Here is a 14,441-nt window from a genome sequence, read left to right on the forward strand (position 1 = left end):
AAAGAAAGCGCTTCCTTTATGAGGAAAACGCTTTCTTGATAAAAGACGAAATGGAACGGGAGTGTTTATATGACCTTAATTGGACCCTCACTTATGTGTGCAGATATGGGGAATTTACAAGAATCAGTAATGGGATTAGACCGTGCAGGTGTTGATTTCTTTCATCTAGATATAATGGATGGATCGTTTGTTCCTAATTTTACAATGGGCCCGGATCTAATTAAACGCATTAGGCAATTCTCGGATAAACCATTTGATGTTCACTTAATGGTTGAAAGACCGGAAGACCATTTAGATCTTTTCATTCAGTCGGGGGCAGATATGATTTCCATTCATGCAGAGGCAACTGCCCATTTACAGAGATCACTACAAAAGCTGAAGAATGAAGGGATTAAAGCAGGGGTGGCCTTAAATCCATCTACCCCCATCACAGAGCTTGAACATGTATTGGATGTAGTCGATTATGTAACGGTGATGACTGTGAATCCTGGTTTTGCAGGGCAGTCCTTTGTACCGCTTATGTATAAGAAAATAAAAAAGATTAAAGAATTAATTCAATCGGAAGGCTACCAAATTGATATTCAGGTAGATGGAAACATTGGGTTCGAAACCATTCCGGGTGTATTGAAAAATGGAGCCGACATGTTGGTTTGCGGGACGTCCTGTTTATTTAAAAACGATGTATTACTGGAAGATGCCGTTGGCCAACTCCGGGCATTCTTAGAGCAAATGAAAATGAAAAACGAGGGTTGTGCATGAAAGGGGTTGTAGTGGTAGGGAGTATTAATATGGATATTGTCGCAGTCACTAATCAGTATCCAGCGCATGGGGAAACGATTTTTGGAGAAAATATGAAACTATTAAGTGGTGGAAAAGGCGCAAATCAAGCAACGACGTGCGCTAAACTTGGAAAACCAGTAAAACTGATCGGTGCGGTTGGCGACGACGCATTCGGGCATGAAATAGAACGTTCTCTTCTTCAAAATAACGTGAACATATCCTCCTTGAAACATGTTGCAGGACATCCAACTGGATGCGCAGTCATTACAGTAGATGCTACAGCAGAAAACACCATGCTTGTCATTAAAGGGGCCAATGAACATTTGACAAGAAGTGATATTGACATTTGTTTTTCTACCATCAGTGATGACTATGCTGTTTTACTTGTACAGATGGAAATTCCTAGTGAGGCTGTTCTACAAGCCATGAAAAGGGCTAAAGAAAAAAATATGTTTATTATCCTGGACCCTGCTCCGGCAGAAGGGGTAACGACTGAAGCACTGACGTATGCCAATTTGATTACGCCGAATTGGCAGGAAACAAAAGTGTTGACTGGGATCGACGTCAACTCGAAGGAAAGTGCATGCAAAGCGGGTGTTTTCTTTGAGAATCATTTTGGCGTGGAGAATAGCATTATTAAGTTGGGCCATAAAGGAGCATTGGTTTATCAAAACGGTGAAACAAACTTTATCGAGCCCATTGCTGTAAAAGCTGTTGATACAGTGGGGGCAGGAGACTCGTTCGCAGGAGCCCTTGCTTGTGCCATTGCAGATGGGGAGACGATCGAATCAGCAGCCGAGTTTGCTTCAATTGTAGCGGCGATGAAGGTAACGAAAATGGGGGCCCAAGATGGTGTGCCGAGGCTAGCAGAAGTGGAACATTTTTGTGAAACCAATAACATTAATTATTATGGTAAAAAACAAAAGTTGAATCAAATTTATGACTGATTAAGGTTGGAAAGGAGAGAAACATGTCTGATTTCTTATTGCAAATGACGAATGTCAGTAAAACCTTCCCAGGTGTAAAAGCACTGGATAGCGTTCAGCTTGAAGTGAAAAAAGGAGAAGTTCATGCGTTAATAGGTGAGAATGGTGCCGGGAAATCAACGCTCATTAAAATATTAGCTGGCATTTATCGACCGGACCCAGGCGCCAAGTTTTACTTTGAAGGAAAAGAAGCCGAAATTCAAAAACCGATTGATGCTACGCTAAAAGGCATTTCAATCATTTATCAGGATTTAAGTTTATTTTCAAACCTATCTGTAGCTGAAAATATCTATATTGGCCGGGATAGTGACAAAAAACCATGGAAAAAGATTAGATGGAAGGAGATGGAGGATACAGCAAAACGGGCACTTAAAGAACTAGAATTTGAGATTGATGTTCATACACCCGTTGAAAAATTAAGCATTGCTCAACAGCAGCTGATTGAAATCGCCAGAGCCCTCGCTTTTGATTCCAAGTTGATTGTAATGGACGAACCGACTTCATCCCTATCCGCAGGGGAAGTTGAAAAGCTTTATAAAGTTATAAAAAAATTAAAGGATCGCGGAATTTCCATAATCTTTGTCAGCCACAAGTTAAAAGAGTTATTTACTGTTTCCGATCGATTTACAATATTGCGAGATGGGAAATATGTAGGCACTTATGAAACTGAAGAACTTGATGAAGATAAATTAATCACACTAATGGTGGGACGTCAGATTTTATATAACAAGAATATGGTAAAAGGAAAAACAGGAAAAACTCTTTTGGAACTGAATGGTTTATCAAAAGAAGGTAACTTTAAAGATATTTCCTTTGAATTGAAAGCTGGAGAAGTCCTTGGGATTACAGGACTTGTCGGATCAGGAAGAACAGAGCTTGCACAAGCGATATTCGGGGTCAACAGGCCCTACGATGGCAGTATGAAAATAAATGGGGTTTCTACTAAAATCACCTCTTCTGAACATGCTGTAAAGCAAGGGATTGCATATATTCCAGAAAGCAGAAAAACGCAAGGACTCATCCTTCGCCAGTCCATAATCAATAATATTTCATTACCTGTTTTGAAACAATTGAGAAATAAATTCAAATTGATTAAGCGAAAGGAAGAAGTTAAGCTGGCTGATCATTATATGAAAACGCTAGATGTTAGACCCGCTTTGCCTAAAAGGGCAGCTGGTGACCTATCAGGCGGAAATCAACAGAAAGTAGTGATCGGCAAGTGGCTTTCTACTAAACCACAAATCCTAATTATTGACGAACCGACGAATGGGATTGATATTGGGGCGAAGTCAGAAATTCATAAGTTAATGAGGGAACTGGCTGCTGAAGGAATGGGCATTATTGTGATTTCTTCAGAGCTTCCAGAAGTACTTGCTGTCAGTGATCGGATTTTGGTCATGAGACATGGAAGAATAGCTGGAGAGCTTGGTATAGAAGAAGCGACACAGGAAAATATCATGAATTATGCTCTGCTTGGTTCTCAATCTCCTTCCAAAAAAGGGCTTCCGCTAAAAGAGGAGGTACGTGCATGAACGCCATTTTGAAGTCGAAGGAAATCAGCATCGCAATGATTGTTTTGCTTCTATGTATTACATTGACATTCTTAAGCCCGTATTTTTTAACTGTAGACAATTTGCTGGATGTACTAAAAGGGAATGCTGTACTTGGAATTCTGGCGGTGGGTATGACACTTGTAATCATCACTGGTGGGATTGACGTATCGGTGGCCGCTGTTACAAGCGCTGTCTGTGTCATCGTTGGAAAAGTAATGATGCTCATGCCTGACCATCCCATCTCTATACTATTACTCTTTTTGATTGGGCCATTTCTTGGGGTTTGTTTAGGTGCACTGAATGGACTGCTTGTTGCAAAGGTTCAAATTCCAGCTATTGTCGTGACACTTGGAATGATGAGTATCATTAATGGGCTCGTGTTGTACATTACGAATGGACAGTATTTGAACAGCAGCAGTTTTCCAACCGTATTCATCAAGTTTGCCAGTTTTGAGATGTTTGGTATATCTATCATCATTCTAATTTTTATCACCGTAGCACTGTTTACTTGGTATATTTTGAAATACACATTAATCGGTCGCGAAGTATTGGCGATTGGCGGTAATAAAGATTCAGCCATTCGGGTTGGGATAAATTTTGACAAAGTTCAAATATTTGTTTTCTCCTATATGGGGTTTCTTGCAGGAATAGCAGCCATTGCTCAAACAGCATATACAAAGGCTGTGGATCCTAATGGAATGCTTGGTCTGGAGCTGATGGTCATAGCAGCCGTTGTTTTGGGCGGTGCGAACATCATGGGGGGGCGCGGTACCATTTTGGGAACGGTTTTGGGCGTTCTTCTGCTAGGCATTGTACAAAATGGACTTATCTTGGCAAAAATTGATACCTTCTGGCAAAAAGTATTCACTGGATTGATTATATTACTGGCTGTGTCATACGACCACATTCAATATAAACGCTCAAAAGATAAGTTAGCGAAAATTGAAGTGGAAGCGTAAGAAAGAGGTGAAAAAATGAAACGGCTTTCAATATCAAAAGAAAATACTTTAGGTGTAATTACAGCAGGCTTGTTTGTGTTAATGAGTTTTTCAATACCTGGATTCTTTTCTTCAAATAATTTAACCAATATGATGTTCCAGCTCCCGGAGTTTGGTTTAATCGCATTAGCAATGATGGTGGTGATTGTAACTGGAGGGATTGACCTATCGATTACGTATACAGCTGCCTTGTCTGGCGTTACAATCGCACTTATGGCAAGCAGCGGATACCCAATGCTAGGCGCAATCTTAATCGGTGTTTTAGTCGGGCTGAGCTGCGGATTGATTAACGGCGTACTCATCTCAAAAATCGGTGTTTCGCCAATACTGGTAACACTCGGAACGATGGTGCTTTTTGAAGGTTTGATCTTAAGCATTACGAAAGGAAATTCAATTTCAGGATTCAGTGAAGGTTATAGCTTAATTGGAAACGGCTACTATATGGGGATCGTTCCTCTTTCCATCATTATTTTTGTACTATTTGCAATAATAACAGCGATATTGCTGTCAAAAACCAAATGGGGCAGAAGTGTTTATATGGTGGGTAGCAATCCGATCGCCACATTATTTTCAGGTATAAATAATAGCAAGGTATTAATGAGGGTTTACTTATATGCGGCACTTCTTGCCACAATTGCTTCTATTATTATGACATCCCGTTATAATACAGCAAAAGTGGATCTGGGATCTTCTTATTTATTACAAAGTGTAGCGGCAGCCGTGCTTGGCGGAACGGAAATTCAAGGTGGATATGGCAAAGTTATCGGCACTGTTTACGCAGTGGTCATTTTCCAAATGTTATCAAGTGGATTGAATTTAATGGGGGTACCACGTTCGATCGTGACTGTAATGATGGGGGTTATTTTAATCACGGTATTGGTCATAAACTTCGTGAAAACGAAATTAGATGAAAAAAGTCAAAAGAATTTACCTTCAAACTCTGTAGCGTAATGTACAAGACCATGTAATCTCTGAAAATACTTTAGAAAAAAATAAGAAAAAATTCAAGGGGGATCATTATGAAGAAAATGACGGGGATATTGGCAACAGCTATTTTAGCTGGGGGACTGTTAGCAGGCTGTGTATCACAAGAAGGAGCATCGGGGAACAGTGAAAAAGAAACAAGTGGCGGAGGTGGTAATGAGAAGTTGAAAATTGCCGTAGTTCCAAAATTAATGGGGATACCATATTTCAATGCTTCTGAAAAAGGAGCGATTCAAGCAGGTAAAGATCTTGGTGTGGAAACCATTTACACAGGACCTACGGAACCGGATGCTGCACAGCAAGTAAAAGTCATTGAAGACTTAATTAGTCAAGATGTGGATGTAATCGCAGTAGCACCAAATGACGCTGCATCACTCTCACCAGTCCTTCAAAAGGCGAAGGATGAAGGAATAATTGTAATGGATTGGGATACACCAGCTGATCAATCCCTTGTAGAATTATCCGTCCACCAAATAGACGATGAAGCATACGGTCGCCATATTGCTAAATCACTCGTAAAACAAATGGGTGTTGAAAAAGGGCAAATCGCTATATTAACTGGAGGGCTTTCAGCTGCAAACTTAAACACCTGGATTGATGCAGCAAAAAAAGAACTGGAAGAGAATTATCCAGGTATTGAATTAGTATCGGATAAAATCGCGACAGATGAAAAACAACAGGTGGCATACCAAAAAACACTGGATTTAATAAAATCAAATCCTGAATTAAAAGGAATCATGGCTTTTTCTACTCCGGCACCTCTTGGGGCAGCCCAAGCTGTTCAGGAAAAAGGACTGCAAGATGATATAACAGTTGTTGGAACTGCTCTACCGAAAGACTCTTCACCATATTTAAATGATGGATCTCTAGATGTAGCCATTCTTTGGGAGCCAGACAAACTAGGTTATTTAACAGTTGCCCTCGCCAAACGTCTAGCTGAAGGGGAGAAACCAGAAGATGGTTTGAAAGTTGAAAATGTAGGTGAAATTGACGTGTGGGAGGATGGAAAAACAATCATCATGGGACCACCGACAGATTTTACGAAAGACAATGCAGCTGATTTTAATTTTTAAGGTTAGATAGACCGAAAAGTCCCCTCTCAACTATCTAGAGGGGCCTTTTTATTAAATATCATTGCGTGACTTGCATGTTAGGAGATGATGAAGGGATGAATGAGAGATATACAATCGGAATTGATTTTGGCACTGAATCAGGAAGAGTGCTGCTAGTAGATATAGAGAACGGAAATGAAATGGCTACACATGTTACACCTTATCGTCATGGAGTATTGTCTAATAGGCTTCCAGACGGATGTAAACTTGAAAAAGATTGGGCTCTCCAGCATCCAGGTGATTATTTGGACGTTTTATACACTTCTGTTCCTGAAGTGATTCGGTTAAGCGGAGTAGATGCGAATGATGTGATAGGCATTGGAATCGATTTTACCTCATGTACCATTTTGCCTGTTGATAAGAAGGGAGATCCCCTTTGTTTTGATGAGAAGTGGAAAAGGGACCCTCACAGTTGGGTCAAATTATGGAAGCATCATGCCGCACAAAAAGAAGCGGATGATATTACACGCATTGCACAGGCAACGAATCAACCATTCCTGCAACGATATGGCGGGAAAATTTCTTCTGAATGGATGTTCCCTAAGATTTTACAAGTGTTACGTGAATCACCTGATATCTATGAAGAAACGGATCTATTTATGGAAGCCGGAGATTGGATTACCTTCCGTCTGACGAATGAGCTGGTACGCAGCAGTAATATGAGCGGTTATAAAGCATTTTGGGATAAAAAAGATGGATATCCGGACCCTGCTTTTTTAGCGGCTATTGATGAACGTCTTCTGGATATACTGGATACAAAAATGCGTGGTGAAGTATTACCCATCGCTGGACGGTCGGGTGGTTTAACAGAAGGGATGGCTAAGAAGATGGGGTTGAAATCTGGTACGGCTGTTTCTGTATCCATAATCGATGCCCATGCAGGTGTTCCAGCTGTAGGAGCTGTCCATCCAGGCCAATTCGTGATGACGATGGGAACCTCTACTTGCCACATGTTAATTTCTGAGAAAAAACAAACCGTAGAAGGTATTTGTGGAGTAGTGGAGGATGGAATAATTCCCGGATCATTCAGTTATGAAACGGGACAGGTGGCTGTTGGCGATTCGTTTGCATGGTATATTGAGCAAGCTGCTCCTGAGTATGTAAAGAAAGAAGCTGAGCAAGAGGGTGTCAATCTACATAGCTTACTGGAAAAAAAGGCTTCTTGCTTAAGACCTGGTCAATCTGGGTTAGTGGCGTTAGATTGGTGGAATGGCAACCGAACAGTCCTTGTAGATGCGAACTTGTCAGGTGTGATAGCAGGGATTACTCTTTCTACGAAGCCGGAAGAAATATACCGTGCACTTTTAGAATCAACAGCCTTTGGAACAAGGAAAATCCTTGAAACCTTTGAGAATGATGGTATAGAGATAAACGATTTGTTTGCCTGTGGCGGATTACCTCAAAAAAATAAACTGTTAATGCAGATATATGCCGATATATTAAATCGTGAAATTAAAATCGCGGAAGGGGAACAAGTTGTTGCATTAGGAGCAGCCATATACGCTGCCACGGCTGCCGGCCGTATAAATGGTGGGTATGATTCCATAGAGGAGGCATCCTCTAAGATGGCAAAAGTAAAAGAAGATACTTTTATACCGGTTAAAGAAAATGTAAGTATTTATCAACAACTGTATGCTTATTATTTAGAACTGCATGACTTCTTTGGCCGCGATCATATTTCCATAATGCATGGTTTAAAGAAATTGAGGAGTGTGGACTAATGATACATATTGCGGTGGATATTGGTGCTTCAAGTGGCCGGCTGGTCTTAGGGAAAATGGAGAACGGGAAATTAGTAATTGAAGAAATCCATCGATTTGCGAATGGTTTCACCAACCAAAATGAAACATGTTTTTGGGATATTGATCATTTATTGAATGAAATCTTAAAGGGGTTAGAATCAGCAAAAAAGCTTGGATACGACCACTGTACACTTGGAATTGATACGTGGGGAACGGATTACGTATTGTTGGATGATAATGGACACAGAGTGCAAGAAGTTATCTCTTATCGTGATAAGCGCACCGAAAATACAATCGAAAAGGTCACAAGAACACTACCTAAAGAAATCATTTATCAAAAAACGGGGATTCAATTCTTATCATTTAACACGTTATACCAATTGTACGAAGAAGATATAAAGAACCTGAAAGTTACTAGGAATGTCATGACTGTGCCAGATTATTTAGGTTACTGCCTAACGGGGAAAAAGGTCACAGAAGTTACAAGTGCTTCTTCGATGCAATTATTGAATGTAAACACGAAGAAGTTTGATGAAGAGTTACTAAACCTGATTGCATTGTCAAAAGATCAATTCCCGCCTTTTGCTAATCCGGGAGAACGATTAGGGAAACTGATGAAAGAACGTTTTTCTACTTTTGATCTTCCCAATACAGAAGTGATTATCGTTGCTTCACATGATACTGCTTCCGCCATAGTCGGTTCACCTGGTAATGGAGAGAAATGGGCCTATATTAGTAGTGGAACGTGGTCGTTGCTTGGGATTGAAAGCGATAAACCGATAGTGAATGAGTTAGCCCTTAAAAACAATTATACAAATGAATGGGGTGCATACGGAACCTACCGCTTTCTGAAAAATATCATTGGTATGTGGGTTATTCAAGAGGTCAGAAGACATTTAAAGGAAGACTATAACTTCGAGCAATTTGTATATGAGGCAGAGAAAATAAAGGTGTGCAGGCAGTTCATCAACTTTAATGATAAACGATTTTTAAATCCAGAAAATATGATTCAAGAAATTCAGCAGTATTGTCGGGAGACGAATCAGGAGATTCCACATACAGTGGGCGAATTAGCGAACTGTATATTTACAAATATGTCTATTATTTATGCGATGTCCATTCGGCAAATAGAAGAGATAACCGGGAAAAGAATCGAGCAACTTCATATTGTCGGAGGAGGGGCGAAAAATGAATTCGTTAATCAACTTACGGCAGACCTTAGCGGGAAAACCATATACGCTGGACCAACAGAGGCTACGGCGATTGGGAATATACTAGTACAAATGATTTCAGGCAATGAAATAAGCGATTTACAAACGGCACGTCAGTTAATAGAACACTCGTTCCTTATAAAAAAATATGAGCCAAAAGAAAAAATTGAATCATCATCCCTGATTGAAAAATTCAAACAAGCAATTTCCATGAAAGAAGAATGTAAATAATAGGAGTGATAAAGTATGAATGAAAATCTGCATCCAGCCAAACAAATTGTTATGATCATGGAACGTGTCTATAAATATGGCATGACAACAATTTCAGGAGGAAACCTTTCTATTCTAGATGAAAATGGTGACCTTTGGATTACTCCATCGGGAATTGATAAAGGGGCATTAACCATGGATGATATCATGTGCGTCAAAAAGGACGGTACATTCATAGGGAAACATAAACCATCGGTAGAGCTTCCTTTTCATCAAGGAATTTATGAAGCAAGGCCCGATATAAAAGCTATCGTACATGCACACCCCCCGGCTTTGGTTTCCTTTAGCATGGCTCGTAAAGGACCAAACCCAAAGTTGCTTTTACATGCATATAAGAGTGTAGCAGATTCCCTTCAGGTTGCACCCTATGCGATCCCTGGAAGCGACAAATTAAAGGAAAATATTTCGGCTGAATTTGCAAAAGGAGGAGATGCGGTCATATTGGAGAATCATGGTATTGTGGTAGGGAAACCCACTATATTTGATGCCTTTATGTTGTTTGAAACACTTGAAGATACTGCTTGTATGGAAATAAATGCAAGGAATATAGGGAAACCATTTGAACTGACCGAACAAAATTTACAAGAAATAGATTTATATAAAGCGGATAAATTAACACAGATAGAAATGAAGCACCATTCTGTCGAAGAGGTTTCTTGCCGTCAAGAAATGATCAGGTTATTGGAACGGTTATATGATCGTCAGCTTTTTACAAGTATCTCAGGCAGCTTTTCAACCCGCCTTAAAGATGGCTCTATTTTAATCACGCCTGCTCAACAGGACCGTAAATATATTAAGGAAGATGAATTGGTTCTGATTCATCAGGAGTATAGTGAAGCTGGAAAGGAACCATGTGAGTTTTTTGAGCTTCATCAAAAAATATATGAGTTAAACCCGGAGCTTACATCCGTAGTCATTGCGAACCCAAGATTTTTAATGGCCTATGCTGTGACAGATGTTAAATATAATACACATATAATTCCAGAGGCCTACATTGTTCTTCGGGATATAGATAAAGTGCCTTTTGGAATGGGAGAAGATCATAATAGAATGATTGCAGATAAACTAGCAGAGGATAATCCTGCCCTATTAATTGAAAATGGGTATGCAGTTGTCTCAGGAAAAAGTTTACTGAGTGTATTTGATAGGCTAGAAGTAGCTGAATATAGTGCAAAAGCATTGGTGTACGCTAAAAGTATTGGCGAAGTAATCGATATTAGTGATGAAGATATTGAAGAAATTATTGAAGGTTTTAAGCTAATTGCCAAATAACCATATCAATGAAAAAAGGCAGTTCCTAAGCTCTCTATTTATATAGAGGGCTTTATATATGTTACAATACAAAAACAAACAAAAGTAAACAAAGATTATATAGATAGGAGAAAGTTGGTATGCTTGTAGCTCAAAGACACCAAAAAATTGTCGAACTCGTAAATGAACGTTCGAGTATTCGTGTTACAGAATTAAGTGAAATCTTTTCAGTAACAGAGGAAACAATCCGACGTGATCTCGAAAAGCTTGAGAAAGAAACAAAACTAAAACGCAGCCACGGCGGTGCCGTTAGCCTGCAAGAAGATGATTCGGAAATCCATTTTTCCGAAAGAGTGATAACAAATGTCAACGAAAAAAAAGTGATAGCATATGAAGCGGCAAAGAGGATAGTGGAAGGTGACAGGATTATTTTAGATGCAAGTACAACTGCCTGGTATATGTCAAAAGCCTTACCAAACATACCGCTAACGGTTATTACCAATTCCACCAAAGTGGTGATGGAATTGAGTAAAAAAGAAAAAATAGAGGTTATTTCAACCGGGGGAAGATTACTGTCAAAGTCTTTATCATTTGTTGGTCCGATAGCAGAGAAATCATTAACGATGTATCATGTCAACAAAACGTTTTTGTCTTGCAAGGGGATTCACTTAGAAGAAGGACTCAGTGATTCTAATGAAGGGCAGGCTTTATTAAAAAAGAAAATGATCGAGAGGTCGGATGCAGTGATCCTGATGGTGGATTCCTCAAAGTTTGGAAAAAAGGCGTTTTCGCTAATCGTACCGCCTAGTGAAGTGGATGAGGTCATTACGGATAGAGAAATAGATGAAGCATCAAGAAAATTGCTTGAAAAAAGAAATGTAAAAGTAACGATTGTAAAATAAAATAGAATCATTAGCGACAGTTGGGAAATGTGTCCTTTAAAGCGAGCAATCTATTATAGAGGTTGGGTATCTTTACGGTACCCAATCTATTTTTATTATTGCCTCGTTTCCAAAAAAAGGGCTTTCAGTTTAGTAACATGCTTGCGTTAGGGAAATGCAGGAGACGTACGGGAATGTGAAAATGTTAACCATGTCATTACCAATAGGAAGGGAAAGGGGGTTTTGTCTTAAGTTTCGCAGAAAAAATACCATTAGGGTAAAGGGCAAACGTGAAACGTTAATTTTTTCTGGAAATTTGCATATAATCGCAGAGAAGTAGATTTATTTGGTCTTTGGTGATAGTTGAAATTGGAAAACCTTTCCGTTAACATATAATAAGAATCATATTTTAGGAGGTTGTGCATTGGCTTTGCAAATTAAAGAAGTTACGAAAAAATTCGGGGAATTCACAGCTGTAAACCAGCTTGATTTAACTATCCCCGAGAAGGAAATGTTCGGCTTTTTAGGCGGGAACGGGGCGGGGAAAACGACCACGTTCCGGATGATACTTGGCCTGCTTGACCCCACTGAAGGGGAAGTTGTCTGGGATGGTAAGAAAATCGATTATACGACCAGTTCAATGATTGGCTATCTTCCTGAGGAACGCGGACTATATCCAAAACTGAAGGTGCGCGATCAAATTGTGTATTTGGCTAGATTAAGAGGGATGAACAAACGTGATGCTTTGAAAGAATTGGAGTATTGGCTGGACCGCTTTATGGTACCCGAGTATATCGATAAGCGAGTTGAAGAGCTTTCAAAGGGAAATCAGCAAAAAATCCAGCTGATCGCCTCGATGATCCATAAACCTGAATTACTTATCCTTGACGAACCCTTCAGCGGACTGGATCCAGTGAATGTGGAAATCCTGAAGAAAGCTGTCATTGACTTAAAGGACAGCGGCACGACGATCGTTTTCTCGAGCCATCGCATGGAGCATGTCGAGGAGATGTGCGAGCATCTTTGCATCATGCATAAAGGTTCCCCTGTTGTGGCTGGAAAATTAAAAGAAATCAAGCGTTCTTTTGGTAAAAAGAATGTCTCAATCAAAGCAGATTTTGATCTATCTTTCTTGGATAATTATTCAGGTGTAACAAAAGTCAAGAACACGATGGAAGGGAAAATTCTTCAAGTAACTGGTGAAGATGTGGCTGAGAACATGCTACGTGATCTTGTTCCAAGAGGTTTCGTCCGGAAATTCGAATTGGAAGAACCATCGCTGACGGATATTTTCATTGAAAAAGTAGGTGCCGTCTATGAATAAATTTTGGATTGTCCTTTCCCATACATATCTATCAAAATTAAAGACGAAATCCTTTATCATTTCTACAATCATTATGATGGCACTGATTCTCGTTCTTTCGAATCTTTCGAATCTTATTGATAAATTCGACAGTGATGAACAGGAAAAGGTTGCCGTTATCGATCAGACTGAAGGCAGCTTATTTGATCCTTTTAAAAAAGCGATAGCAGGTGTGAACGATGACCTATCGATAATATCCGCCCAGGATGAAAAGGAAGCGGAGGAAATGGTCAGCGCGGAAGAAATCGTTGGGTATTTGTTAATCGAAAAGGATGAAACTCTCGGCTTCAAGGGAACGTATAAAGCGAATCAAATTTCAGATTCTGCGGTAAGTAATGATTTGCTTTTAGCGCTAACCCAATTGAAGGGTCAAATAACCGCGAAGGAATTGAATTTGACAGAGCAGCAAATCGCTCAATTGAATACGCCGCCAGCATTTGATACGATTGCGCTTCAGAAAAATGCAAAGACGGAAGAGGATCTCAATCAAGCACGAGGTCTCGTGTATGTTCTCCTATTCGTGATTTACTTCGGTGTGTTGATGTATGCAACGATGATTGCAATGGAAGTAGCCACTGAGAAAACATCACGAGTCATGGAAATCCTGATTTCAAGTGTCCCGCCAGTCACACAGATGTTTGCCAAAATAATGGGTGTTGCTTTACTTAGTCTTACTCAAATGATTTTATTTTTTGGGGTGGGCTATTTCTCGATTAAACAAAACTTGACGGGTATGGACGAAGGATTCTTTTCATTTTTCGGTTTCGGCAGTACCGATATCTCAACGATCATTTATGCAATCATCTTCGCTTTGCTTGGGTATTTTCTGTACGCGACTCTTGCGGCATGCCTTGGGTCCGTTGTCAGCAAAATTGAAGATGTCCAGCAAATGATTTCACCGATGACCATGTTGGTTGTCATCGCCTTCATGATTGCGATGTTTGGACTGGGGAATCCATCAGCCAGTTATATTACAATCACATCATTCATTCCATTTTTCACGCCGATGATCATGTTCTTGCGTGTAGGGATGCTTGAAGTTCCATTCTGGGAAATCGCCATCAGCATTGCAGTCTTGATCTTAACGATTGTTTTACTTGGAATAATCGGAGCAAAAATCTATCGGGGTGGAGTCTTGATGTATGGAAGCTCAAAATCACTGAAAAGCATCAAGAATGCCTTGCAATTATCCAAGAAAAATTAACATGAAACCTGGATCCTTCATTTGAAGGCATTCAGGTTTTTTTAAGATAATAATATAGGAACGAAAAGTAGCATAGATATAAGGGAACATAAATATATTCCATTTA

Annotated in this window: 12 protein-coding genes; all 12 read left to right on the top strand. The window is 39.8% G+C overall.

Going from position 1 to position 14,441, the window contains the following annotated elements; translation table 11 throughout:
- Window positions 1-69 precede the first annotated feature (69 nt).
- The 12 genes from rpe (at window position 70) to ACWF5P_RS10965 (ending at window position 14,335) form a co-directional block, all read left to right on the top strand.
- Window positions 70-759, top strand: coding sequence for a ribulose-phosphate 3-epimerase (gene rpe / locus ACWF5P_RS10910; RefSeq protein WP_452444859.1), 690 nt, complete (start codon window positions 70-72; stop codon window positions 757-759).
- The gene (gene rbsK / locus ACWF5P_RS10915) at window positions 756-1,727 is read left to right on the top strand and encodes a ribokinase (RefSeq protein ID WP_452444860.1); all 972 of its coding nucleotides are present in this window, start codon (window positions 756-758) and stop codon (window positions 1,725-1,727) included. The genes rpe and rbsK overlap by 4 nt, the downstream gene beginning before the upstream one ends.
- Before the next feature lie 23 nt (window positions 1,728-1,750).
- The gene (locus ACWF5P_RS10920) at window positions 1,751-3,298 is read left to right on the top strand and encodes a sugar ABC transporter ATP-binding protein (RefSeq protein ID WP_452444861.1); all 1,548 of its coding nucleotides are present in this window, start codon (window positions 1,751-1,753) and stop codon (window positions 3,296-3,298) included.
- Window positions 3,295-4,278, top strand: a complete 984-nt coding sequence (locus ACWF5P_RS10925) for an ABC transporter permease (RefSeq protein WP_452444862.1) — start codon at window positions 3,295-3,297, stop codon at window positions 4,276-4,278. The genes ACWF5P_RS10920 and ACWF5P_RS10925 overlap by 4 nt, the downstream gene beginning before the upstream one ends.
- Window positions 4,279-4,293: 15 nt before the next feature.
- Window positions 4,294-5,268 carry an ABC transporter permease gene (locus ACWF5P_RS10930; protein ID WP_452444863.1) on the top strand — a complete coding sequence of 325 codons (975 nt, stop codon included), beginning with the start codon at window positions 4,294-4,296 and terminating at the stop codon, window positions 5,266-5,268.
- A gap of 68 nt (window positions 5,269-5,336) precedes the next feature.
- On the top strand, window positions 5,337-6,374 hold the full coding sequence (locus tag ACWF5P_RS10935; RefSeq protein ID WP_048677830.1) for an autoinducer 2 ABC transporter substrate-binding protein: 1,038 nt from the start codon (window positions 5,337-5,339) through the stop codon (window positions 6,372-6,374).
- Between the two features lie 95 nt (window positions 6,375-6,469).
- A complete protein-coding gene (locus tag ACWF5P_RS10940) occupies window positions 6,470-8,134 on the top strand; it encodes a ribulokinase (protein WP_452444864.1) in 1,665 nt (554 codons plus the stop codon).
- Window positions 8,134-9,597, top strand: a complete 1,464-nt coding sequence (gene rhaB, locus ACWF5P_RS10945; RefSeq protein ID WP_452444865.1) for a rhamnulokinase — start codon at window positions 8,134-8,136, stop codon at window positions 9,595-9,597. Before ACWF5P_RS10940 ends, rhaB begins: the two co-directional genes overlap by 1 nt.
- Window positions 9,598-9,612: 15 nt before the next feature.
- A complete protein-coding gene (locus ACWF5P_RS10950; protein ID WP_452444866.1) occupies window positions 9,613-10,908 on the top strand; it encodes a class II aldolase/adducin family protein in 1,296 nt (431 codons plus the stop codon).
- A 119-nt stretch (window positions 10,909-11,027) separates the two neighbouring features.
- Window positions 11,028-11,789: a DeoR/GlpR family DNA-binding transcription regulator gene (locus ACWF5P_RS10955; protein WP_101221779.1), complete on the top strand. Its 762-nt coding sequence runs from the start codon at window positions 11,028-11,030 to the stop codon at window positions 11,787-11,789.
- Window positions 11,790-12,192: 403 nt separating this feature from the next.
- The gene (locus tag ACWF5P_RS10960) at window positions 12,193-13,092 is read left to right on the top strand and encodes an ABC transporter ATP-binding protein (RefSeq protein ID WP_230176469.1); all 900 of its coding nucleotides are present in this window, start codon (window positions 12,193-12,195) and stop codon (window positions 13,090-13,092) included.
- Window positions 13,085-14,335, top strand: a complete 1,251-nt coding sequence (locus ACWF5P_RS10965) for an ABC transporter permease (RefSeq protein WP_434169372.1) — start codon at window positions 13,085-13,087, stop codon at window positions 14,333-14,335. The genes ACWF5P_RS10960 and ACWF5P_RS10965 overlap by 8 nt, the downstream gene beginning before the upstream one ends.
- The last annotated feature ends 106 nt before the right edge of the window (window positions 14,336-14,441 follow it).

It is taken from the genome of Peribacillus sp. NPDC055009 (assembly GCF_053608705.1).

Coding starts and splice junctions, on each gene's coding strand:
- rpe (WP_452444859.1), top strand. CDS start 70: ATGACCTTAATTGGACCCTCACTTATGTGTGCAGATATGGGGAATTTA.
- rbsK (WP_452444860.1), top strand. CDS start 756: ATGAAAGGGGTTGTAGTGGTAGGGAGTATTAATATGGATATTGTCGCA.
- ACWF5P_RS10920 (WP_452444861.1), top strand. CDS start 1,751: ATGTCTGATTTCTTATTGCAAATGACGAATGTCAGTAAAACCTTCCCA.
- ACWF5P_RS10925 (WP_452444862.1), top strand. CDS start 3,295: ATGAACGCCATTTTGAAGTCGAAGGAAATCAGCATCGCAATGATTGTT.
- ACWF5P_RS10930 (WP_452444863.1), top strand. CDS start 4,294: ATGAAACGGCTTTCAATATCAAAAGAAAATACTTTAGGTGTAATTACA.
- ACWF5P_RS10935 (WP_048677830.1), top strand. CDS start 5,337: ATGAAGAAAATGACGGGGATATTGGCAACAGCTATTTTAGCTGGGGGA.
- ACWF5P_RS10940 (WP_452444864.1), top strand. CDS start 6,470: ATGAATGAGAGATATACAATCGGAATTGATTTTGGCACTGAATCAGGA.
- rhaB (WP_452444865.1), top strand. CDS start 8,134: ATGATACATATTGCGGTGGATATTGGTGCTTCAAGTGGCCGGCTGGTC.
- ACWF5P_RS10950 (WP_452444866.1), top strand. CDS start 9,613: ATGAATGAAAATCTGCATCCAGCCAAACAAATTGTTATGATCATGGAA.
- ACWF5P_RS10955 (WP_101221779.1), top strand. CDS start 11,028: ATGCTTGTAGCTCAAAGACACCAAAAAATTGTCGAACTCGTAAATGAA.
- ACWF5P_RS10965 (WP_434169372.1), top strand. CDS start 13,085: ATGAATAAATTTTGGATTGTCCTTTCCCATACATATCTATCAAAATTA.